The organism is Hafnia alvei, from assembly GCF_034424155.1.
GTDB lineage: Bacteria > Pseudomonadota > Gammaproteobacteria > Enterobacterales > Enterobacteriaceae > Hafnia > Hafnia alvei.
On record NZ_CP139992.1, the window covers coordinates 2,706,111 to 2,725,428 of the forward strand.

The following is a 19,318-nucleotide window of genomic DNA, read 5'->3' on the forward strand; positions in this document are numbered from 1 at the left end:
GAAAGACAGCGAATGATTATATCAGCCATATTGCTATGGCATTAATAATCAACATTAATTTTTAGTAAAAAGCGAATACGCTTAACTACATTACTTTTAATAAAAATTATATTCCAGGTGAATTAATTAGGAATGGTCACGTCGGTATAGTGCCCATTCATCTATTCTCTCTCCCGTTGGTAATAAACAGTCCGTACTCACGCCAAGCTCGGTTGTTTTATTAATTTCTTTGCCTCCCAGTTTTAAACAATACACTGAGGCTGGATTTGGCATCCCTATCGCTCCCTTTGCAGGCGTTGCATCTGCAGGAGAAACCGTGTTACTTGACACACAACCCGCTAGCATAAGGCTGCTCATCCCAACAATTGCCAACATACGTACTTTCATCATTTTGTTAATCATCCTAAGAAAACAAAAAAAACATTCTCGTTTTTCTCACCCGCACAAACAGGTAATTACTCCTGTTCATTATAGGGTTTATCAGCAAAAACGTTAACTTTTTATATAAAAAATAAATGAATTATATAATTACATTATTTGAAATAATTTATTGGTTAAAAATAGTGAAACTGACACCACAAAACTAATCAATTTATAGGTAAACCTATGAGATTCTGCTATATCTTAGCTTGGCGCTTCTCTCATTTGGAAAAGGATCTATGGCTACGCTTCGTAATCTTAAAACTGCGCTATTAATCGGCGCACTGGCTCTAACCGGCTGTGCAACCAAAACTGCAACCCCTGAGCAGTATTCAGGTTTTTTAAAAGACTATTCAAACCTAACAGAAACTAAGTCATCTTCAGGTTTGCCCGTTATGCGCTGGGTTGATCCAAGCTTTAAATCCAGCCACTACGACAAACTGATTTACAACCCAGTGACCTATTATCCTGAGCCTAAACCTACCACGCAGATTGGTAAAAACGTGTTAGATGGCGTGCTTAACTATACTAATACCAAGCTAAAAGCGGCGGCAGCCCAGCGTTCTACGCTAGTGACACAGCCCGGTCCAAACACGTTGATTTTCCGCGGCGCTATCACCGCGGTTGATACCAGCAAAGAAGGATTGCAGTTCTATGAAGTGATCCCAATTGCAATGGTTGTAGCGGGTACACAAGCCGCAACCGGCCACCGCACCATGGATACGAACTTGTTCTTCGAGGGTGAGTTAATTGACTCTCAAACCAACAAAACGGTAATGAAAGTGGTACGTAAAGGTTCAGGCAAACAATTGTCTAATTCTAATCAGCTGCTGACCGTAGATGATCTGAAAACTGTCATTGATAACATGGCAACCGACGCCACCATGTTCGATGTGAAATAATTCATCACAGCGAGTAAGACAGAACTTTTATAGCCAGCCGCTAAACTCGGCTGGCTTTTTTTATGCCCTTTGCCGTTGGTAGAACATCGAGGCAAAAAAAATCCCGCACCAAACGGCACGGGAAACCATACTAGAAATTTGAAAACAAACGTTCTGAAGCAATGAGCGATGGGTTTGAGCAATCTGAACGATTCCCCATCGCTGTATACAAGATTATATAGCGAGTGAGTTTAAAGTGCAAACACCCAATGCAAGCTCAATGCGTTAGCGTTTTTTTACTGCGTAGGAGCAGGTGTAGGCCATGCGTTTCAGCGTTGGGACAGTGCTTGCTAGCGGAGGAATTTGTGTCGCATTATCAAAGCCATTTTCTTTGCAGTAGCTTAACGCATCGGCGTCCATCGCTGCTTTATTCACTTTTTCAGGATCGTAACGATAGATAACGGCCTGATTGGCTTCATGCTCATCTAATCTCACAAAACCATTTGGTGTACTTACACACCCAACCAAAACGGCAGGTAACAACATGGAGAACAATGCAGGTAAAGACACGGGTAACAACGGAGAAAGGATATATTTCTTCATAAGAATCTCACACAAGGTTTGTTCTTATGATAGCCGTAAGCGATTCAGCCATAAACCAGATAAATACGAATAACGCTCTTTCTGTAGGAAAAAAGACCACTTTCGCAGTCTTTTCATCTAACGTGGTTACAGTTTAAACAAGCCTTTAATGACAATTTTGGCAATAGCCGGATTGTTTTCTTTGGCTCCTTTAATCAGGTATTGATTAATCGCCGCCAAAATTTCATGCGGTGATGGCTCTTCTTTTTCCGCGCTGACAAGATGCGAGCCATTTCCTTGAAAAATGACTTTGCCATCGACATCTAAACCTTCATAGTAACTAATGTAGCTAACCTTCATATCAAATCCCGTATATTTTATCTGATTTATAAACCGCTGTTATATCTAACAGCACGTTAGGTCATTATTTTATCATCTAAAATCGGGTTAGATATGTAGACTCTCTTACAACTGAATTCAATTTTACAGCACAACAAATATCATATTTTGGTCAGCATAGGTACCGATACGCCAACCACAATATGATATTCTTCCAAACAGATATTGTTACCAACCACACACGTTAGTTTCTTCGTCGGAGTCATAGCCGCGAACGATATTGATGAGATCTTTAAGCGCATCAGATGACGTAGCAGGATCTTTTAAATCTTCAAGTGTTGAAAAATGTTTATCCACTGATACGCCATTATTTTTATTAGTGACTGTCAGTGTAAAACCTGCACCATTATTATTTTTATCATCGAGATTATTAATAAGTTCAATAACCAATCCGGTCGCAACATCTGGAATGTATAATGCCATCGGTTTTAGATACGTTTTCTCTGCGCTATGCTGGCTACTCTCATTAGAGAGAGCAATGGCATAACCTTTATTCTCAACTGTATTTTCAACTGTCATTATACTGCCCTCTTACTCTTCTAATAAAATATTGGGATCAACGTAAAAATCTACGTTAAACACCGTATCTTCAGATAAGGCTTCAATCCGGTGCCATTTTTCAGGAGGAAACACGCCAAACTGCCCAGCCTCAATGGTAAGCGTTTCGATAACTTCAGGGCTGGTTTCGTCTGCGTAGCCGTAATAACGAATAGTCCCCTGCATCACACACAGGCGAGGATAGACACCTTGACGTGTGCCCGCGTCTAGATGGCGTTTCCAAATTGAAGCGGGAGCCGTCTCTTTCGTCCACAAGGGCGTCGTGCGTGTATGAACATAGTTGGTTGGTATAATGATGCGTTGCATATTTAAACCTCATATTAACTACCGCTCATCAAGAATATGGGCAGTACATGTGAATATGATGCATATCATATACCTTTTATTGGGCGACGTTAAACGATTAACTTGAAGACATATATTTTTTCAAAAAAATAAAGGTCATCCTAATACCTCTTTCTATTTACACCAAGAGATAGACGCCACCCTCTTAAGGGTTATACGCAAGCGCATCACTATTTTTTAAATCAATGAATAAAATTAAAGTGAGGATGAGAATTATATATTTACAATACTCTGCGTGGACTTACATGAATTAAGAATATTCTGATGAGAATGAGATTAAAACAGAATAGATCTATCGTTCTTTTTTCATACAAACAATCTGAGGAAAATTTCCCCACAGCATTAGCATGGTTTTAGAGCAGTCCGTTGCGGATGAAGAATATCGACAGAAAGTGACACCTACGAACCGCAGTGTACTAGGTGCGTATCGTCGTCTAAACAATTATAAGGAAGATAAACAGACACTAATCAATGCGATAGCGGATACACCGAAAAGTGAGCCTAGCGCTAATAGCAAATACATCTGTTTGATTTTATAACCCATATTGCCGCCTATGCTTATCTGAAATGAGGCCTACCTAATAGGTTCCGACCATTATCTTCAAATACTAGCCACGCAACGTACACCTTACAATCATACTAATCCGATAATGGCTCCGCTCCCTATGTTCGGTATAACATTGCAACGTCGTTCATCATTCACATAATACTGACTCAAAGATAAACGCTGTTAACATCAAGTGTAGCTATCAACGGCACAACGCCACCTAAACAACTCGGTGAGTCGATATAAATAATAATCCCTAAAATTCAAATTGCCGTATTAAATAATCTATACACCCAAAATAATTTAAGTTGCTTAAAGTATAAGGCGTATAAATCACCCAACTTCGCCGCCAGCGTCGCGCCACAACAAAGTTGAGTGGTTAATATTAAGCATTACAAACAGATAACTAAGACGATTAAACCTGCATATTCATAATATCTTGATAGGCCGCAACTAAACGGTTACGCACCTGAATCCCCATCTGTAGCGAGATCCCTGACTTTTGCAAATCAACCATCACGTCGTTTAACGCTACGCCCGGCACGCCCATTTCAAAGTTTTGCGCCTGAATCTTGGCATTATTCTGCGTATCACTGATACGGTTCACTGCGGCTTTAAGTTCAGCGGCAAATGCCCCCTGTGGGGCCTCACTGTTTTGGCTGCGGTTTGCAGCTGATACAGCCGTTGCCTGAAGCTGCTGAAGTACACCTTCAATACCCACTATCGCCACTGCCGATACCCTCTTTGTCTGTGTTTACCAAATGGCTTTTACCCATAAGGCATCACCCTAACATAGAGATCAAAGAGTAAAGCCGCTAAATAGACGCAAAAATAGGGCCTTATTCTCCCATCAAATTCCCTCTCTACGCAGAATAATACCCTGCCTACTTTTGTAAGCCGCAGACCTTCCAAGAAAAGGCTCTGATTGAATACATTTCGCTGATAGCGCGTCAGGGAGTTCGTTTTGCAAGACATCAATTTATTCCGAGATTCTTTCTCGGCCCAACTGAAAGACAAGGTAAGCACATGAACGCTTCAGCCAACGGTAGCGCTGGCACCACAGCAAAAAGCGGGGATGGCGGTTTCGCTAGCATAGTGAATCGTCTGCGTGCTAACCCCAAAATTCCACTGCTCATTGCCGGTGCGATTGCTATCGCCGTTATTGCAGTACTGGCTCTGTGGGCTAAATCGCCTGATTATCGGGTTCTTTATAGCAACATCAGCGATCGGGACGGCGGTGCTATTGTCACCCAACTCACCCAGATGAACATTCCCTATCGCTTCACGGATAATGGCACTGCGCTGTTAATCCCGGCGGAAAAAGTTCACGAGACTCGTCTACGCCTCGCGCAGCAAGGCCTGCCGAAAGGAGGAGCCGTTGGATTTGAGCTTCTGGATCAAGAAAAATTCGGCATCAGCCAGTTCAGTGAGCAAATCAACTATCAGCGCGCGCTGGAAGGCGAACTTTCTCGCACCATCGAAACATTAGGCCCCGTTCAGACAGCGCGCGTTCATTTAGCATTACCGAAACCTTCACTCTTTGTTCGAGAACAAAAGCAGCCTTCAGCATCCGTTACCTTAAATCTGCAACCAGGCCGCGCTTTAGATGAAGGACAAATCAACGCCATTGTCTATATGGTCTCCAGCAGCGTTGCAGGCTTACCCGCGGGGAATGTCACCGTGGTCGATCAAGGCGGACACTTGCTGACTCAGTCAGACGGTACTGGCCGCGATCTCAACGCCACGCAGTTGAAATACGCGAACGAGGTCGAAAGCCGAATTCAGCGCCGCATCGAGGCTATCTTGCAGCCGATGGTCGGCAACGGCAACGTGCATGCGCAGGTTACCGCGCAAATTGATAACGCGGTTCGTGAACAGACCGACGAAGAGTACAAACCGAATCAGGGCACTAATCAGGCTGCGGTTCGCAGCCAACAGCTGAGCGACAGCTCTCAGTCCGGCGGTCAACTCTCTGGCGGCGTTCCTGGTGCATTAACCAATCAGCCTGCCCCACCTCCGACGGGGAATATCACGAATCCTCCGCAGGCTGGCGCAAATGCCAATGCGGCGAACGCCCAGCGCCCTGCCTCCACCATTGACACCAACGGTCGCCGGAGTAGCTCCGCATCCAATGCACGCCGTGATGAAACCATCAACTATGAAGTGGATCGGACGATTCGTCACACCCAGCAAAAAGCGGGCAACATCGATCGCCTGTCCGTAGCCGTCGTCGTTAACTATGGCACCAACGCTAGCGGTAAAAGCATTCCGTTAACGCCACAGCAAATTGAGCAGGTCACTTCGCTGGTTCGCGAAGCCATGGGCTTCTCCGCAACGCGCGGCGATACGTTAAACGTGGTCAATACGCCGTTTACCGCCGATGTTGAAGACAACAATGCGGTTCCATTCTGGCAACAAGCAAGCTTCTTTGATCTGCTAATGACGATCGGGCGCTACCTGTTGGTACTGATTGTGGCCTTCATTCTGTGGCGCAAACTGGTGAAACCGCTGTTGAACAAACAGCTGGCTAACGCGCAGCCTGCTCGCCGAGTTGAGCCTACGCCAATTGTCACCACGCCGGTTCAACCGGCTAAACCAAGCAATGAAGAAGTGCAGAATCGTCGTAAAACACAGCAACGTGCCACGGCTGAACAGCAGGCACAGCGTGTCCGTGATATGGCTGAGCAAGACCCTCGCGTGGTTGCGCTGGTCATTCGCCAATGGATGAGTAACGAGCAATGACCATGACCCCAACTGAAAAAAGCGCCATTTTATTGATGACCATCGGTGAAGACCGCGCGGCAGAGGTGTTCAAGCACCTCTCTACCCGCGAGGTGCAGCATCTCAGCACCACGATGGCGACCATGAGTCAGGTTTCTCACCAGCAGTTAGGCGAAGTGCTCAACGAGTTTCAAGACGAAGCTGAGCAGTACGAAGCGCTCAGCGTCAACGCCAGCGACTATCTGCGTTCAGTATTGGTTAAAGCGTTAGGTGAAGAGCGTGCTTCTAGCCTGTTGGAAGACATTCTGGAGTCGCGCGAGACCGCCAGCGGCATCGAAACGCTCAACTTTATGGAACCTCAGGCCGCAGCCGATATTATTCGCGATGAACATCCGCAGATTATCGCCACTATTTTAGTGCATCTGAAACGCGCTCAGGCCGCTGATATTCTGGCTCAGTTTGACGAACGCCAGCGCAACGACGTGGTACTGCGTATCGCAACCTTCGGTGGCGTTCAGCCGACGGCACTACAAGAACTGACCGAAGTACTAAACGGTTTGTTAGATGGTCAAAACCTCAAGCGCAGCAAAATGGGCGGTATCCGCACGGCGGCAGAGATCATCAACCTAATGAAAACCCAGCAGGAAGAGTCTGTTATTGAAGCCATGCGTATCTACGACGGTGAACTGGCGCAAAAAATTATCGACGAAATGTTCCTGTTCGAAAACCTGGTCGACGTCGACGATCGCAGCATTCAGCGCATCTTGCAGGAAGTGGAGTCCGAATCTCTGCTCATCGCCCTCAAAGGTGCCGACGAAGCGCTGCGCGAGAAATTTATGCGCAATATGTCGCAGCGTGCAGCCGATATTCTGCGCGACGATCTCTCCACGCGTGGGCCAGTTCGTCTATCGCTGGTCGAAAGCGAACAGAAAGCGATTCTGTTGATCGTTCGCCGATTGGCGGAAAGCGGCGAAGTGGTGATCGGCGGCGGCGAGGATGCTTATGTCTAATCCTCCTAACCCGAAAGATGGATTCCGCAAAGCGGTATTCCCCAAAGCCACCATTGAAGAAACCAATCAGCAATGGCAGCGCTGGGAGATGCGTGATTTTTCAGCGCCGCGTAAGCCTAAAATGCCCGCGTTTAAAATGGAGCCTCTGCCTCCTGCTGCGGAGTCTACCCCCGCAACCATTGCGCAGGCTGAGTTAGAACAGCTACGTGAAAATGCTCAAATGCAGGGTTACCAGCACGGATTACAGCAAGGCGAAAAACAGGGCTACGATGCAGGCTTTCAACAAGGCCTCAACGAAGGTCGTTCTCAGGGATTGCAGCAGGCGCAAACTGAGCAACAACCCGTACTCGACCATTGGCGACAGCTTGCTCAAGAGTTCCAGCATTCATTACAGGCCATGGACAATGTGATTGCCGCACGTCTGATGCAAATGGCGCTGACCGCCGCCAAGCAAATCATCGGTCAGTCGCCGGTGTGCGATGCCAGCGCGGTGCTGCAACAAATTCAGCATCTGATCAATCAAGAACCGCTGTTTAGCGGCAATTTACAGCTGCGGGTGAATCCGCAAGATTTGCCGATTATTCAGCAACAGCTCGGCGTACAGTTAGAACAGCAGGGCTGGCGTTTACTTGCCGATACCCAGCTACACCGCGGCGGCTGCAAAATCAGCGCCGAGGGCGGTGAACTTGACGCCAGCATCGCCACCCGTTGGCAAGAATTATGCAAACTGGCGGCTCCGGAGTTGCCACTATGACTCAACGCCTCAACACGTGGCTAGGCACCTTAGATGCCTTTGAAAAGCGCATCCCGCAGATCCCACCTGCGCGGCGCTACGGTCGTTTAACCCGAGCGACGGGGTTAGTTCTCGAGGCCAGTGGTTTACAGCTGCCTATCGGCGCAACGTGCCTGATTGAGCGCTATGACGGCGTGAAAATTCAGCAGGTTGAAGCTGAAGTCGTTGGCTTTAATGGGCAGCAGCTGTTTCTCATGCCGTTAGAAGAAGTTGATGGCATTGTGCCTGGAGCGCGAGTTTGCTCCCAAAGCGGTGGTTTACAGTCCGGTGGTAAACAGCTTCCGCTTGGCCCCATGTTACTAGGACGCGTGCTCGACGGCGGCGCAAAGCCCCTTGATGGACTTCCTCCACCGGAAGAGGCCGATCTCGGCGGGCTCACCACGCTGCCTTTTAACCCTTTGCAGCGCACGCCGATCGTTGACGTGCTCGACGTTGGCGTTCGTGCCATTAATGCCCTGCTGACCGTGGGACGTGGACAGCGTATGGGGCTTTTTGCCGGTTCCGGCGTGGGTAAAAGCGTGCTGCTCGGCATGATGGCGCGTTATACACAGGCCGATGTCATCGTCGTGGGGTTGATTGGTGAACGTGGCCGTGAAGTTAAAGACTTTATCGAGAATATTTTAGGCGACGAAGGACGTAAACGTTCGGTAGTTATCGCCGCACCGGCCGATGTCTCTCCCCTGTTGCGTATGCAAGGGGCCTCTTACGCCACGCGCATTGCGGAAGACTTTCGCGATCGCGGCCAGCATGTATTGCTGATCATGGATTCCCTCACCCGCTATGCCATGGCGCAGCGTGAAATTGCACTGGCTATCGGTGAACCGCCAGCGACCAAAGGTTATCCACCGTCGGTATTTGCCAAACTACCGGCGCTGGTTGAACGTGCGGGTAATGGTACTCACGGTGGCGGTTCGATCACCGCGTTTTATACGGTACTCACCGAGGGTGACGATCAGCAAGACCCTATCGCCGACTCGGCGCGCGCTATTTTGGATGGACACATCGTTCTGTCACGCCGCCTAGCCGAAGCGGGACACTATCCGGCAATTGATATTGAAGCGTCGATCAGCCGCGCGATGACGTCGCTTATCAGCGATGACCACTACGCCCGTGTCAGACGCTTCAAACAGCTACTTTCGAGCTATCAGCGCAACCGCGATCTCATCAGCGTGGGCGCTTATGCCAAGGGCTCCGATCCGCTATTGGATCAGGCCATTACACTTTATCCGCATTTGGAAGCGTTTTTGCAACAAGGGATCTTCGAGCGCAGCGGCTATGCCGATGCCTGCTCAAGTCTTCAGGCTTTGTTCCCCGCATAGGGGTACTCAATAGGCATCTCTGTACGCTGGATAAGTTCAGCGCACACGCAGAGATAGGAGGTAAAAATGTCTTCACCGATGGGCACGCTACGTGACCTTGCACAGCAAGATGTTGATGATGCCACCACCGCACTAGGCAAGTCGCAGCAAGCGTTTTTACATGCAGAACAGCAGCTAACTATGCTGCTCAATTATCAAGATGAGTACCGTCAGCGTCTCAATCAGGGGATGAGCGGCGGAATGGATGCATCTAGCTGGCGAAACTATCAGCAGTTTATTCGCACACTGGATCAGGCGATTGACCAACATCGCCTACAGTTAAACCAGTGCAATATCAGGCTCGCGACCGCCACGCGTTGCTGGCAGGAAAAACAGCAACGCCTGAATGCTTTTTGTACGCTCCACGAGCGCCAAGAGCATCAGCTAAAAATGCAGCTCAATAAACAAGATCAAAAACGGATGGATGAGTACGCCCAGCGTGCCGCCATGAGGAGAGAAAAATCATGACGTCCCCACTGCTTGCTGCTGCGATAACAAATCCTACAGCAACCAATGCGAGTGCCTCGTCGGCCAAATCATCGAAGAAAGCGGCTGCGCCTTTCTCTGACGTGCTGTCTCAGGCACACTCACCGAGCAAAGAGAATCGGGTACCACAAGCTAAAGCCAATAAAACGACTTCAGGTTTGGCCGAAAAAACAGACCTTAAAACGTTGCAAGCAGCGCTGACCAAAGCATTACAAAATCAGTCCGCTAAGGGTAAAGATGCCCAAAAACTAGTCGATCAATTAGCATCGCTAGATCCTAAACAGCAGCAGAAATTGCTAGCATCGCTAGACCCTAAACAGCAGCAGAAATTGCTGGCATCGCTCGGTGCCTCTCTCGCAGAGATAAAACCGGCTGGCAAAGGCGATCACCCGCCTGCGTTGACGGAGACAATAACAGACAAAGGCACCGAACAAGCGGGACAAGCCGCCATCAGCGCCCTGTTTGCTATGCTGCCCGATGCTTTGCCAAAAGTTGCCGCGTCTGACACCGCAAACGGCCCTGAAATCAACGTGGCGTTGAATGCAGTCACATCCGATCGCGCAGCCCCCCTTATGAATTTGCTTACGGGTGACGACAAAAAAGATGCCAAGCTAGATCTTGGAACATTATTAAAATCCGATAAGCCAACCGCCGACGCGGACGTGGACGCCCAACCATGGGATCTCTCGTTAGCCACGGTGCCGGGTAAAAAGAGTGATCCATCAGCACTTAAATCTAGCGTTGAAACCAGCGCCACACCGCTAAACACCACCGAGATCCCGCTAAAACTGGCCCCTCAAATGGAGGATGCTCGCCTGCCGCGCAACGATCTCAATCTTTCGCAGCAGCCAGCGCATACGCTAAGCCAAGCGATGCACAATATTGCGGTGAGTAGCCCAGTAGTTACCCCACAAGCAACCGCGGTTCCTGCCGCGCCGATGCCAACGCCGGTGCTGAATGCTCAGTTAGGCAGCAGTGAATGGCAGCAGGCATTGAGTCAGCAGATCCTCATGTTTAATCGCAGCGGTCAACACAGCGCCGAACTGCGCCTGCATCCACAGGATTTAGGATCGCTGCAAATCAGCTTACGCATCGATGATAACCAAGCGCAGCTGCACATGGCATCGGGTCACAGCCAGGTGCGCGCAGCGCTGGAAGCTGCCCTTCCCCAACTGCGCACCGCATTGGCGGACAGCGGTATTCAGCTAGGGCAAAGCAGCGTGGGCAGCGAAGCCCAACCGCAGTGGAACGGCAGCCAGCAAAACGCCTCCGACCGACAAGCCACTTCCGGCGGATTTAGTGTGGATGGGAATAATGACGATAGGATCGTTACGGCCAGCGTTTCGGCTAAGTCGGTGAGAGTTGGGGGAGTGGATATCAGTGTTTAAATTTCATTTCATTAGATTGAGTGGAGTTGTGGGGTAAGGTTTCGTTCGTTTAGCTTACATGTGGTTGCGATGTAAGATTTCGTACGCTTTTAAGCTCCGAGTTACTCTTTAATATGGTGCCCGCGTCCGAGCAAGGCGGCTCAATCGCCGCCGCCTTGCATCCCGGCTTGGCACCGTTTTTCAGCCTGCTTCGCAGGTTCCCTCATCTCGTCATTCCGGCTTTAACGGAACGAACGGCAATCGCCATCCTGGCTCCTCCGTTCTTTCGCCGACGTCCCTGTCGGCGAATCCTAGCCTTCATTCCTCTCCTCGGCAGAAAAACAACGTGCCGGAAAAGGTCAAACCCAAAAGATAACAGACAAAAACTTTATCTGTTTTTTAGTTTAAGTATTGGGAGAAAGAGCAACGCTAACAGGATGTTAGCGTTAGGGGAGGAGGCGCCAAGGATGGCGCATGCCGACCCGGCGCGGAGATGGCATCTCGGATAAAAGCGCGCGAGTTGAGAGCCCCCGCGCAACGGGGCTCTCATCGGACGCCTTCGATTGGGCTACATATGAAAACAGTTATTGATAGGCGGTCGAAACCTTACACCATATCGCACAGAGAACAGCTGGCCGAAATCTTACACCACACTCCCTCATCCCCACCGCCGAGCTAATACCCAAGATTGCACAACAACTGCCCAAGGCATTAGCCATCCACCGCAATTAACCCCATTTTCACCCTCTATTCCCCCCATTGAACACCCGCGAGCCAAGGATAATAGACAGCACAAGTAAAATTCATGTGCGCTTCTTCGCACCGTAACAGGAATCATCCCCTTATGTCTGAAACCACACTCCCCAAGAACACTAAGCGGCGTGCCAAGTGGGTATGGATACTGTTAATTCTTATTGCTGCGGGTGCTGGTGGCGGTTTTTATGGCTGGAAATACTATCAGCATCAAGAATCCCTCGCCGAAAGCAAACCGGTTCCACCGCCGATGCCGGTATTTATGCCTCTCGATACCTTCACCGTTAACCTGATCAGCGACGGTGAAGATGCCGATCGTGTGCTTTATATCGGTTTAACCCTGCGTTTACCCGATGAAGCCACGCGTAAACGTATGAACGATTATCTGCCTGAAATGCGCAGCCGTTTATTGATGCTGCTTTCGCGCCAACACGCCGCCACGCTGGCCAGTGAACACGGTAAAACTCAGTTAATGACTGATATTAAAGCCGTGCTCATGCCGCCAATTGCTCCCGGTCAGCCAAAGCAGATCGTTAGCGACGTGTTGTTTACAGCCTTTATCCTGCGGTAATCACTATGTCTGATAGCATTCTGTCACAGGCCGAAATTGACGCGTTGCTGAACGGCGATAGCGACAATGGAAAGCCTGACAACGAAATTCCGCTCGCGGGCAGCGAAAGCGACGTTCGCCCCTACGACCCGACCACTCAGCGTCGGGTGGTACGTGAACGTCTGCAAGCACTGGAAATCATCAACGAGCGCTTTGCCCGTCAGTTTCGTATGGGGCTATTTAACCTGCTGCGCCGTAGCCCTGATATCACGGTCGGTGCGGTTAAAATTCAGCCCTATCATGAGTTCGCCCGTAACCTTCCGGTGCCAACCAACCTCAACCTTATTCACCTCAATCCGTTACGCGGCACCGCGCTCATGGTATTTGCGCCAAGCTTAGTGTTTATGGCGGTGGATAACCTGTTTGGTGGCGACGGTCGCTTCCCAACTAAAGTCGATGGACGTGAGTTCACCCATACCGAACAACGCGTGATTAAACGCATGCTGCGCTTGGCGCTGGATGCCTATCGCGATGCGTGGAGCGCCATTTACAAACTGGAAGTGGAATACGTTCGATCTGAAATTCAGGTGAAATTCACCAACATCACCACTTCACCGAACGATATCGTGGTCACAACGCCTTTCACGATTGAAGTGGGTGCGCTGAGCGGCGAATTTAATATTTGTATTCCTTTCTCGATGATTGAGCCGCTGCGCGAGCTGCTGGTTAACCCACCGTTAGAGAACTCTAAGCAAGAAGATCAGCACTGGCGCGATACGCTCAGCAAACAGGTTCAGCACTCTGAACTAGAGCTCGTCGCCAACTTTGTTGATATTCCTTTACGCCTGTCCGAAGTGCTTAAGCTTCAGCCTGGCGATGTATTACCCATTGAAAAACCTGAAAAACTTATCGCCAATGTGGATGGCGTTCCCGTTTTAACCTGCCAATACGGCAGCCAAAATGGCCAATATGCACTGCGCGTAGAACGATTAATCAACCCTATTTTAAATGCTCTGAGCGAGGATCAGCCCAATGAGTGACGTCAACAAGCCGTCTGCCGAAGGTCATGACGACGCCGCCGACCTGTGGGCGGAAGCGATGAACGAACAGCAAACCACCGAAAATACCTCGGCGGGAAATGCTGCGGATGAGATTTTCCAAAATCTTGATAATCCATCACCGTTAGCCGGCAATCTGCACGATATTGATTTGATTTTAGATATTCCGGTCAAACTGACGGTGGAATTAGGTCGTACCAAGATGACGATCAAAGAGCTGCTGCGTTTGTCGCAGGGTTCGGTGGTTGCGCTTGACGGTCTGGCCGGCGAACCGTTGGATATTCTGATTAACGGTTATCTGATTGCCCAAGGTGAAGTGGTGGTGGTTGCCGATAAGTTTGGCGTCCGTATCACCGACATCATTACGCCATCTGAACGCATGCGTCGTCTGAGCCGCTAATGATCCCCGCTACTTCAACATCCACCAGCGCGCCTGCGGCACCCGCGGTGCCAACGGGCAGCGTACTGACACAGGTTGGCAGCACGCTGGGTGCCATACTGCTGCTGATTTTAATTATCGGCTGGCTGGTTAAACGCTTAGGCTTTGCGCCTAAAAACAGCCGCAATAGCATGCTTAACGTGCGTGCCAGCTGTTCGCTCGGCGCACGTGAGCGCGTGGTGGTGGTTGAAGTGGACAATCAATGCTTGGTGCTCGGTGTAACCAGTCAGAACGTCACCCATCTGCATACTTTCACCGCTCCCCTTGCTGAAGATGAACCCGTTGAGAAAAAACAGGACTTCAGCCAGATTTTCAAGCAGGTGATACAGCAACAATTTGGTAAGCGCGGAGATAAGTCTTAATGCGCACTCAGCGTTTAATCCTTGGCCTTGGCGCCATAATATTACTTCTGGCTAGCCCATTGGCGCTGGCGCAACTGCCCGGCATTGTTTCACAGCCGCTGGCAAACGGCGGACAAAACTGGTCGTTGCCGGTTCAAACGCTGGTTTTCCTCACCTCTTTAACGTTTTTGCCCGCCGCATTGCTGATGATGACCAGCTTTACCCGCATCATCATCGTGTTGGGATTATTACGCAGCGCATTAGGCACACCGTCTGCGCCACCCAATCAGGTTATGCTAGGGCTGGCGCTGTTTCTCACCTTTTTCGTGATGTCACCGGTGTTTGATAAAATTTATCAAGACGCTTATCAGCCTTTTAGCCAAGACAAAATCACCATGGACGTCGCCATGGATCGCGGTGCCCAGCCGCTGCGCGAATTCATGCTGCGCCAAACTCGAGAAACCGATCTGGCGCTGTACGCCAAATTAGCTAATCTGCCGCAGATGTCAGGCCCAGAAGACGTACCGATGCGTATCCTGCTGCCCGCTTACGTCACCAGCGAGTTAAAAACGGCCTTCCAAATTGGCTTCACCATTTTCATTCCCTTTTTGATTATCGACCTGGTGGTTGCCAGCGTGTTGATGGCGCTCGGGATGATGATGGTTCCACCTGCCACCATTTCGCTGCCGTTCAAATTAATGCTGTTTGTCTTAGTCGATGGTTGGCAGTTGTTATTGGGCTCGCTGGCGCAGAGTTTTTACAGTTAACCGCCTCACTCACTGAGTAAAAAATATGACTCCAGAATCCGTAATGGCGCTCGGTTATCAGGCGATGAAAGTGGGATTGGCCTTGGCGACACCGTTGCTGTTAGCTGCGTTAATCAGTGGTTTGGTGATCAGTTTGCTACAGGCCGCCACCCAGATTAACGAAATGACGCTGTCGTTTATCCCTAAAATTCTGGCCGTGTTCGCGACCATGGTCATTGCGGGTCCGTGGATGCTCAGCCTTTTGCTGGATTACATGCGCACCCTTTTCACCAGCATTCCCTCCATCATCGGCTAACGCGGGCGATGATCTCATTTGACACTTCCCAACTGGCCTTATGGCTGGGTCAGTATTTCTGGCCGTTTGTACGTATGCTGGCTTTAATCAGCACCGCACCGCTGCTGAGTGAAAAAGCCATCAGTAAAAAGACCAAGGTTGGCTTGGCGATGGCGATTACTTTTCTGCTAGTGCCTAATTTAGGCAGTAATCCAACGCCAGTGGTTAGCATTAGCGGCCTATGGCTGGTTACCCAGCAAATCTTGATTGGCGCCGCACTTGGCTTAACCATGCAGTTTGCTTTTGCCGCCGTTCGCCTCGCGGGCGAAGTGATTGGTCTGCAAATGGGACTTTCATTTGCCACCTTTTTTGACCCTTCTGGTGGCCCCAACATGCCGATTTTGGCGCGTTTGCTTAACCTGCTGACCATGTTGTTATTTCTTAGTTTTAACGGTCATCTGTGGATGATTTCTATTCTGGCAGACAGTTTTCAAACCCTGCCCATCAGCGAGCAACCGCTTAACGGCAACGGTTTTTTGATGCTTGCTCAGGCCGGTAGCCTGATTTTCATTAATGGGCTGATGCTGGCGCTTCCCCTTATTACCTTGTTATTGTCACTTAATACCGCGCTGGGGCTGCTCAATCGCATGACGCCACAGCTCTCTATTTTCGTGGTGGGTTTTCCCCTCACGCTCACCATCGGTATGCTTTCGCTTAGCCTGATGATGCCGATGCTGGTGCCCTTCAGTGAACATCTCTTCAGCGAGATTTTCGAGCGTTTAACCCAAGTGATCGGCGGCATGCAGGGGTTGTGATTTCACCGCTCCGCGTAACTCGCTTGCATAAAAAAGCCCCGCTATTGCTAGCGGGGCTTTTTGTTTACATAGCGTATGACGGAGATTAGCGAATCATCTGGAACAGAGACATCCCCTGCATATCCGTAAACGCTTTATAAGATGCTTGTAGAGACACCTGACGCAGGCTGTAGTCTGAAATGGCCTGATACCAATCAACGTCCTGTGTTTGGCTGATTCGGCTGGTGTAAGTCATGGCACGTTCGCTGCCTACCGCATCCAGAGAATCCAGTTCTTTCAGGTTAGTCCCAAGCTCAGCGCGTACCTGTGAGACGTTATTCAAACTGTTACGCAGACCGCGGTTGGCGGAGTCAAGCGCATCACTTACGCCCTTTTTCACCGTTTCATCCGCGCCTGCAATCGGGGTTTTCAGCGCATCAATCGCCTTTTGCAAAGTGCTAAAGATATCGCTATTCACGGAACCATCGGGCTCTTTTACCGGATTGCTGGATGCTTGTTGGAACACATCGGAACCGGTGTGGCTGATGGTCATATCGCGCGCCGCATCAACTTTTTGCGTCACAGCTGTATCACCGCCCTTATAGGTTACGGTCACGCTGCCGGTCGCCGGATCGGTCACTTTCGTGAAAGGCGCAGTATCATTTTTGAAACCGGCAAACACGTAGCGGCCATTGCCGTCGGTGCTGTTGGCCAGATTCAGTAGCTGATCGCGAATACCTTCCAACTGTTTGGCGATAGAAGCGCGGTCATCATCACTTTTGCTGCCTGAAGACGCGCCATCGACGAGTACCGGCGTGGCATCTTGCAGGGAGGAAGTCACCTGCTGCAACACGCTCTCTTCCAGCGATACGCCTTGACGCGCATAGCCGCGCGCCATCGTATACTGGTCGTTTTGAGCCTGAGACTGCTTCAAACCAACCAGTTGCGATGCCGCTAGCGGATCGTCTGAAGGGTTGATCACTCGCTTACCGCTTGAGAGCTGCTGGCCAACGCGCTGCCATTCAGACTGTGCATCGGTGATACCACCCATATTCTGTTGGTACATCATGCTGGTGCTAAGACGCATGGAATAACATCCTTCTTATCGAATATTAAGCAGAGCGCTAAATAGCGTCGTCGCCGTCTGAATAACCTGAGCATTTGCCTGATAATACTGCTGGAAACGCATCAGATTGCCGTACTCTTCATCAAGATTTACACCTGAAACCGACTGCTGTTGTAGAGCCAACTGTTTCACTACGTTGCCCTGTGCGGTGCTATCCACTTTCGCACTGTTAGTTTGGTTACCAACAGTGCCCACTAACCCTGCATAGGCTTCGTTGAAGGTGGATTTGCCCCCCACGGTCTGCGCTTTTTGCAGATCCAACATTTTCTGGGCGTTGGTGTTATCACCTTTACCGGTGGAATCAATCACCAAGTTGCCGCCTGCATCGTACTTCGGAGTACCCGCACCGATTTTGGCCGCGTCGGTAATCGCCACGCCAAAACCTTGTACCGCGCTTGAGGTGGTTTTCAGCGTGAAGCTATCGTTCTTCGCTGCTGCTGGCGCAACCGTGACTTCTAAACCATCAAACTTCAATTTGCCATTCGCATCAGGCGTAAGGTTGGTGATTTTGCTGTTGTCGGAAAGGCGCGTTATCTGCCACTTGCCATCTTTGTCATATTCCAAACGGTAATCTGTTGCCTTCGTTTGGCTAACGTCCGTGTAGGTGGCCGAAATAGATGCGCCCGCCGCTTGGCTATTATTGCTGTTAGCGTAAGAAGAAGGCTGACCAATGGTGAAGAACGGCTCGTTGCTCGTGAGATCGCCATTGAGATCGACACCGGCTTGCTGAACTTTATTAAAGCTGTCGGCCATAGAAAGCGCGATCTGCCCAAGCTGGTTGCGCGCGTTATCCAGCGCGCCGCTGCGGAACTGCAATATGCCGCTCAGACTACCGCCGGTGATGCGGCCTTCAGGCACTTCGCTGGCCGCTCCTGACCCGCGATTATAGCCAACCGTCAGACGCTGAGGGTTGGCGCTCGAAGGGATAGCTTCTAGCTTGTAGCTAGTTCCACCCTGTACCAGCGATAAACCACCGGCAAACGAGACGCTCATTGAGCCCTCTTGCATGGTGATTTCTACATTCGCAATCTGATTCAGCTCGGTGGCCATCTGATCGCGCAGGTCGAGAAGATCGTTTGGTGCGTTGCCACCGCTTGCGCCGGTAAGGCGTGAGATTTGATCGTTAAGGCTGGCAATCTGTTTGGTGTAATTATTGATCTGTTCAACGCTGTTACTGACGGTCAGATTCGCGTTGCTCTCAAGATTCTTCAGATATTCATCTGTGGTTTTAAACTGATTCACCAAGCCGTTAGCCTTAGCTAATACGGTTTGGCGTGCTGCCGGATCGCTAGGGTTGCTGACTAAATTTTGCAGGTTGGAGAAGAAATCCTGCATATTCGCCGACAGACTGTTGTTGCTGTCTGCCAAGAGGTTATCGATTTGCGATACCTGCTGGTAATACGCGGTGGTCGAGGCGTAATCACTCTGTCCTTGGCGCAGTTGGTTAACGATAAAAGAGTTATATTCGCGGTTAATACCGCTTACGTTAACCCCGTTGCCGATAAAGCCCGTTGGCGTGCTGGTTCCGCCGCTTTGTGCAAAGCTGACGGTTTGGCGGTTATAGCCTTGGGTGTAAACATTGCTCAAGTTATTACTCGCGACGCTCAGCGCGGTCTGTGCGGCGCTTAGTCCACTCATTGCGCTGTTGATTAAGTTAGCCATTCGGGTTCCTTTAAACTTTAAAAAGCCTCACGTCATCACGCGGCAAGGCTCTTGTTGTTGAAGTTGTTATCGGCGGGGTGGAGGTAA

General features: G+C 49.8%; 22 protein-coding genes. 14 read left to right on the forward strand and 8 right to left on the reverse strand.

Going from position 1 to position 19,318, the window contains the following annotated elements; genetic code table 11:
• Nucleotides 1–126: 126 nt before the first annotated feature.
• Nucleotides 127–387, reverse strand: a complete 261-nt coding sequence (locus tag U0008_RS12755; RefSeq protein WP_043493872.1) for a putative hemolysin — start codon at nucleotides 385–387, stop codon at nucleotides 127–129.
• 272 nt (nucleotides 388–659) lie between these two features.
• Between U0008_RS12755 and U0008_RS12760 the strand changes: the two genes are divergently transcribed.
• The gene (locus U0008_RS12760) at nucleotides 660–1,322 is read left to right on the forward strand and encodes a DUF3313 domain-containing protein (protein WP_025796596.1); all 663 of its coding nucleotides are present in this window, start codon (nucleotides 660–662) and stop codon (nucleotides 1,320–1,322) included.
• Nucleotides 1,323–1,586: 264 nt separating this feature from the next.
• Here U0008_RS12760 and U0008_RS12765 read toward each other — a convergent pair whose 3' ends face one another.
• From U0008_RS12765 to fliE, 5 genes are all read right to left on the reverse strand, one after another.
• Nucleotides 1,587–1,904: a hypothetical protein gene (locus U0008_RS12765; protein ID WP_043493744.1), complete on the reverse strand. Its 318-nt coding sequence runs from the start codon at nucleotides 1,902–1,904 to the stop codon at nucleotides 1,587–1,589.
• Nucleotides 1,905–2,030: 126 nt separating this feature from the next.
• Complete coding sequence (locus U0008_RS12770) at nucleotides 2,031–2,243, reverse strand: hypothetical protein (RefSeq protein ID WP_025796600.1); 213 nt, start codon at nucleotides 2,241–2,243, stop codon at nucleotides 2,031–2,033.
• 207 nt (nucleotides 2,244–2,450) lie between these two features.
• On the reverse strand, nucleotides 2,451–2,801 hold the full coding sequence (locus U0008_RS12775) for a DUF1869 domain-containing protein (protein WP_043493747.1): 351 nt from the start codon (nucleotides 2,799–2,801) through the stop codon (nucleotides 2,451–2,453).
• A gap of 12 nt (nucleotides 2,802–2,813) precedes the next feature.
• Nucleotides 2,814–3,146, reverse strand: coding sequence for a TehB family protein (locus U0008_RS12780; protein WP_043493749.1), 333 nt, complete (start codon nucleotides 3,144–3,146; stop codon nucleotides 2,814–2,816).
• A 1,001-nt stretch (nucleotides 3,147–4,147) separates the two neighbouring features.
• Complete coding sequence (gene fliE / locus U0008_RS12785; RefSeq protein WP_025796725.1) at nucleotides 4,148–4,462, reverse strand: flagellar hook-basal body complex protein FliE; 315 nt, start codon at nucleotides 4,460–4,462, stop codon at nucleotides 4,148–4,150.
• 296 nt (nucleotides 4,463–4,758) lie between these two features.
• Between fliE and fliF the strand changes: the two genes are divergently transcribed.
• The 13 genes from fliF to fliR all read left to right on the forward strand — a co-directional run bounded on the left by fliF (nucleotide 4,759) and on the right by fliR (nucleotide 16,464).
• A complete protein-coding gene (fliF, locus tag U0008_RS12790; RefSeq protein ID WP_043493754.1) occupies nucleotides 4,759–6,474 on the forward strand; it encodes a flagellar basal-body MS-ring/collar protein FliF in 1,716 nt (571 codons plus the stop codon).
• Nucleotides 6,471–7,463 carry a flagellar motor switch protein FliG gene (fliG, locus tag U0008_RS12795; RefSeq protein WP_025796729.1) on the forward strand — a complete coding sequence of 331 codons (993 nt, stop codon included), beginning with the start codon at nucleotides 6,471–6,473 and terminating at the stop codon, nucleotides 7,461–7,463. The genes fliF and fliG overlap by 4 nt, the downstream gene beginning before the upstream one ends.
• Complete coding sequence (gene fliH / locus U0008_RS12800; RefSeq protein WP_043493756.1) at nucleotides 7,456–8,217, forward strand: flagellar assembly protein FliH; 762 nt, start codon at nucleotides 7,456–7,458, stop codon at nucleotides 8,215–8,217. The genes fliG and fliH overlap by 8 nt, the downstream gene beginning before the upstream one ends.
• Nucleotides 8,214–9,575 carry a flagellar protein export ATPase FliI gene (gene fliI, locus U0008_RS12805; RefSeq protein ID WP_025796732.1) on the forward strand — a complete coding sequence of 454 codons (1,362 nt, stop codon included), beginning with the start codon at nucleotides 8,214–8,216 and terminating at the stop codon, nucleotides 9,573–9,575. Before fliH ends, fliI begins: the two co-directional genes overlap by 4 nt.
• Nucleotides 9,576–9,641: 66 nt before the next feature.
• Nucleotides 9,642–10,082 (forward strand): flagellar export protein FliJ, encoded by a 441-nt coding sequence (gene fliJ / locus U0008_RS12810; RefSeq protein ID WP_025796734.1) that lies wholly within the window; start codon nucleotides 9,642–9,644, stop codon nucleotides 10,080–10,082.
• Nucleotides 10,079–11,488 carry a flagellar hook-length control protein FliK gene (locus U0008_RS12815; protein ID WP_043493759.1) on the forward strand — a complete coding sequence of 470 codons (1,410 nt, stop codon included), beginning with the start codon at nucleotides 10,079–10,081 and terminating at the stop codon, nucleotides 11,486–11,488. Before fliJ ends, U0008_RS12815 begins: the two co-directional genes overlap by 4 nt.
• 823 nt (nucleotides 11,489–12,311) lie before the next feature.
• Nucleotides 12,312–12,791 carry a flagellar basal body-associated protein FliL gene (fliL, locus tag U0008_RS12820; RefSeq protein WP_025802264.1) on the forward strand — a complete coding sequence of 160 codons (480 nt, stop codon included), beginning with the start codon at nucleotides 12,312–12,314 and terminating at the stop codon, nucleotides 12,789–12,791.
• A gap of 5 nt (nucleotides 12,792–12,796) precedes the next feature.
• Nucleotides 12,797–13,810, forward strand: a complete 1,014-nt coding sequence (gene fliM / locus U0008_RS12825; RefSeq protein ID WP_025802266.1) for a flagellar motor switch protein FliM — start codon at nucleotides 12,797–12,799, stop codon at nucleotides 13,808–13,810.
• On the forward strand, nucleotides 13,803–14,228 hold the full coding sequence (gene fliN, locus U0008_RS12830; protein ID WP_025802268.1) for a flagellar motor switch protein FliN: 426 nt from the start codon (nucleotides 13,803–13,805) through the stop codon (nucleotides 14,226–14,228). The genes fliM and fliN overlap by 8 nt, the downstream gene beginning before the upstream one ends.
• Complete coding sequence (fliO, locus tag U0008_RS12835; RefSeq protein ID WP_043493762.1) at nucleotides 14,228–14,629, forward strand: flagellar biosynthetic protein FliO; 402 nt, start codon at nucleotides 14,228–14,230, stop codon at nucleotides 14,627–14,629. Before fliN ends, fliO begins: the two co-directional genes overlap by 1 nt.
• Entirely contained in the window at nucleotides 14,629–15,375 is a 747-nt protein-coding gene (gene fliP, locus U0008_RS12840; protein WP_043493764.1) for a flagellar type III secretion system pore protein FliP, read from the forward strand. The genes fliO and fliP overlap by 1 nt, the downstream gene beginning before the upstream one ends.
• Before the next feature lie 25 nt (nucleotides 15,376–15,400).
• On the forward strand, nucleotides 15,401–15,670 hold the full coding sequence (fliQ, locus tag U0008_RS12845; RefSeq protein WP_008813840.1) for a flagellar biosynthesis protein FliQ: 270 nt from the start codon (nucleotides 15,401–15,403) through the stop codon (nucleotides 15,668–15,670).
• Between the two features lie 8 nt (nucleotides 15,671–15,678).
• A complete protein-coding gene (gene fliR, locus U0008_RS12850; protein WP_043493767.1) occupies nucleotides 15,679–16,464 on the forward strand; it encodes a flagellar biosynthetic protein FliR in 786 nt (261 codons plus the stop codon).
• An 85-nt stretch (nucleotides 16,465–16,549) separates the two neighbouring features.
• Here fliR and flgL read toward each other — a convergent pair whose 3' ends face one another.
• Entirely contained in the window at nucleotides 16,550–17,530 is a 981-nt protein-coding gene (flgL, locus tag U0008_RS12855; RefSeq protein WP_025802278.1) for a flagellar hook-associated protein FlgL, read from the reverse strand.
• 15 nt (nucleotides 17,531–17,545) lie between these two features.
• The gene (flgK, locus tag U0008_RS12860; RefSeq protein ID WP_043493769.1) at nucleotides 17,546–19,231 is read right to left on the reverse strand and encodes a flagellar hook-associated protein FlgK; all 1,686 of its coding nucleotides are present in this window, start codon (nucleotides 19,229–19,231) and stop codon (nucleotides 17,546–17,548) included.
• Nucleotides 19,232–19,318 lie beyond the last annotated feature (87 nt).

Bases quoted from the DNA above. Each gene is read 5' to 3' on its own strand.
- U0008_RS12815 (WP_043493759.1), top strand. From the start codon at position 10,079: ATGACGTCCCCACTGCTTGCTGCTGCGATAACAAATCCTACAGCAACC.
- fliI (WP_025796732.1), top strand. From the start codon at position 8,214: ATGACTCAACGCCTCAACACGTGGCTAGGCACCTTAGATGCCTTTGAA.
- U0008_RS12760 (WP_025796596.1), top strand. From the start codon at position 660: ATGGCTACGCTTCGTAATCTTAAAACTGCGCTATTAATCGGCGCACTG.
- fliN (WP_025802268.1), top strand. From the start codon at position 13,803: ATGAGTGACGTCAACAAGCCGTCTGCCGAAGGTCATGACGACGCCGCC.
- fliJ (WP_025796734.1), top strand. From the start codon at position 9,642: ATGTCTTCACCGATGGGCACGCTACGTGACCTTGCACAGCAAGATGTT.
- U0008_RS12755 (WP_043493872.1), bottom strand. From the start codon at position 387: ATGAAAGTACGTATGTTGGCAATTGTTGGGATGAGCAGCCTTATGCTA.
- U0008_RS12775 (WP_043493747.1), bottom strand. From the start codon at position 2,801: ATGACAGTTGAAAATACAGTTGAGAATAAAGGTTATGCCATTGCTCTC.
- fliH (WP_043493756.1), top strand. From the start codon at position 7,456: ATGTCTAATCCTCCTAACCCGAAAGATGGATTCCGCAAAGCGGTATTC.
- U0008_RS12770 (WP_025796600.1), bottom strand. From the start codon at position 2,243: ATGAAGGTTAGCTACATTAGTTACTATGAAGGTTTAGATGTCGATGGC.
- fliP (WP_043493764.1), top strand. From the start codon at position 14,629: ATGCGCACTCAGCGTTTAATCCTTGGCCTTGGCGCCATAATATTACTT.
- flgK (WP_043493769.1), bottom strand. From the start codon at position 19,231: ATGGCTAACTTAATCAACAGCGCAATGAGTGGACTAAGCGCCGCACAG.
- fliR (WP_043493767.1), top strand. From the start codon at position 15,679: ATGATCTCATTTGACACTTCCCAACTGGCCTTATGGCTGGGTCAGTAT.
- flgL (WP_025802278.1), bottom strand. From the start codon at position 17,530: ATGCGTCTTAGCACCAGCATGATGTACCAACAGAATATGGGTGGTATC.
- fliF (WP_043493754.1), top strand. From the start codon at position 4,759: ATGAACGCTTCAGCCAACGGTAGCGCTGGCACCACAGCAAAAAGCGGG.
- U0008_RS12780 (WP_043493749.1), bottom strand. From the start codon at position 3,146: ATGCAACGCATCATTATACCAACCAACTATGTTCATACACGCACGACG.
- fliM (WP_025802266.1), top strand. From the start codon at position 12,797: ATGTCTGATAGCATTCTGTCACAGGCCGAAATTGACGCGTTGCTGAAC.
- fliG (WP_025796729.1), top strand. From the start codon at position 6,471: ATGACCATGACCCCAACTGAAAAAAGCGCCATTTTATTGATGACCATC.
- fliQ (WP_008813840.1), top strand. From the start codon at position 15,401: ATGACTCCAGAATCCGTAATGGCGCTCGGTTATCAGGCGATGAAAGTG.
- fliL (WP_025802264.1), top strand. From the start codon at position 12,312: ATGTCTGAAACCACACTCCCCAAGAACACTAAGCGGCGTGCCAAGTGG.
- U0008_RS12765 (WP_043493744.1), bottom strand. From the start codon at position 1,904: ATGAAGAAATATATCCTTTCTCCGTTGTTACCCGTGTCTTTACCTGCA.
- fliO (WP_043493762.1), top strand. From the start codon at position 14,228: ATGATCCCCGCTACTTCAACATCCACCAGCGCGCCTGCGGCACCCGCG.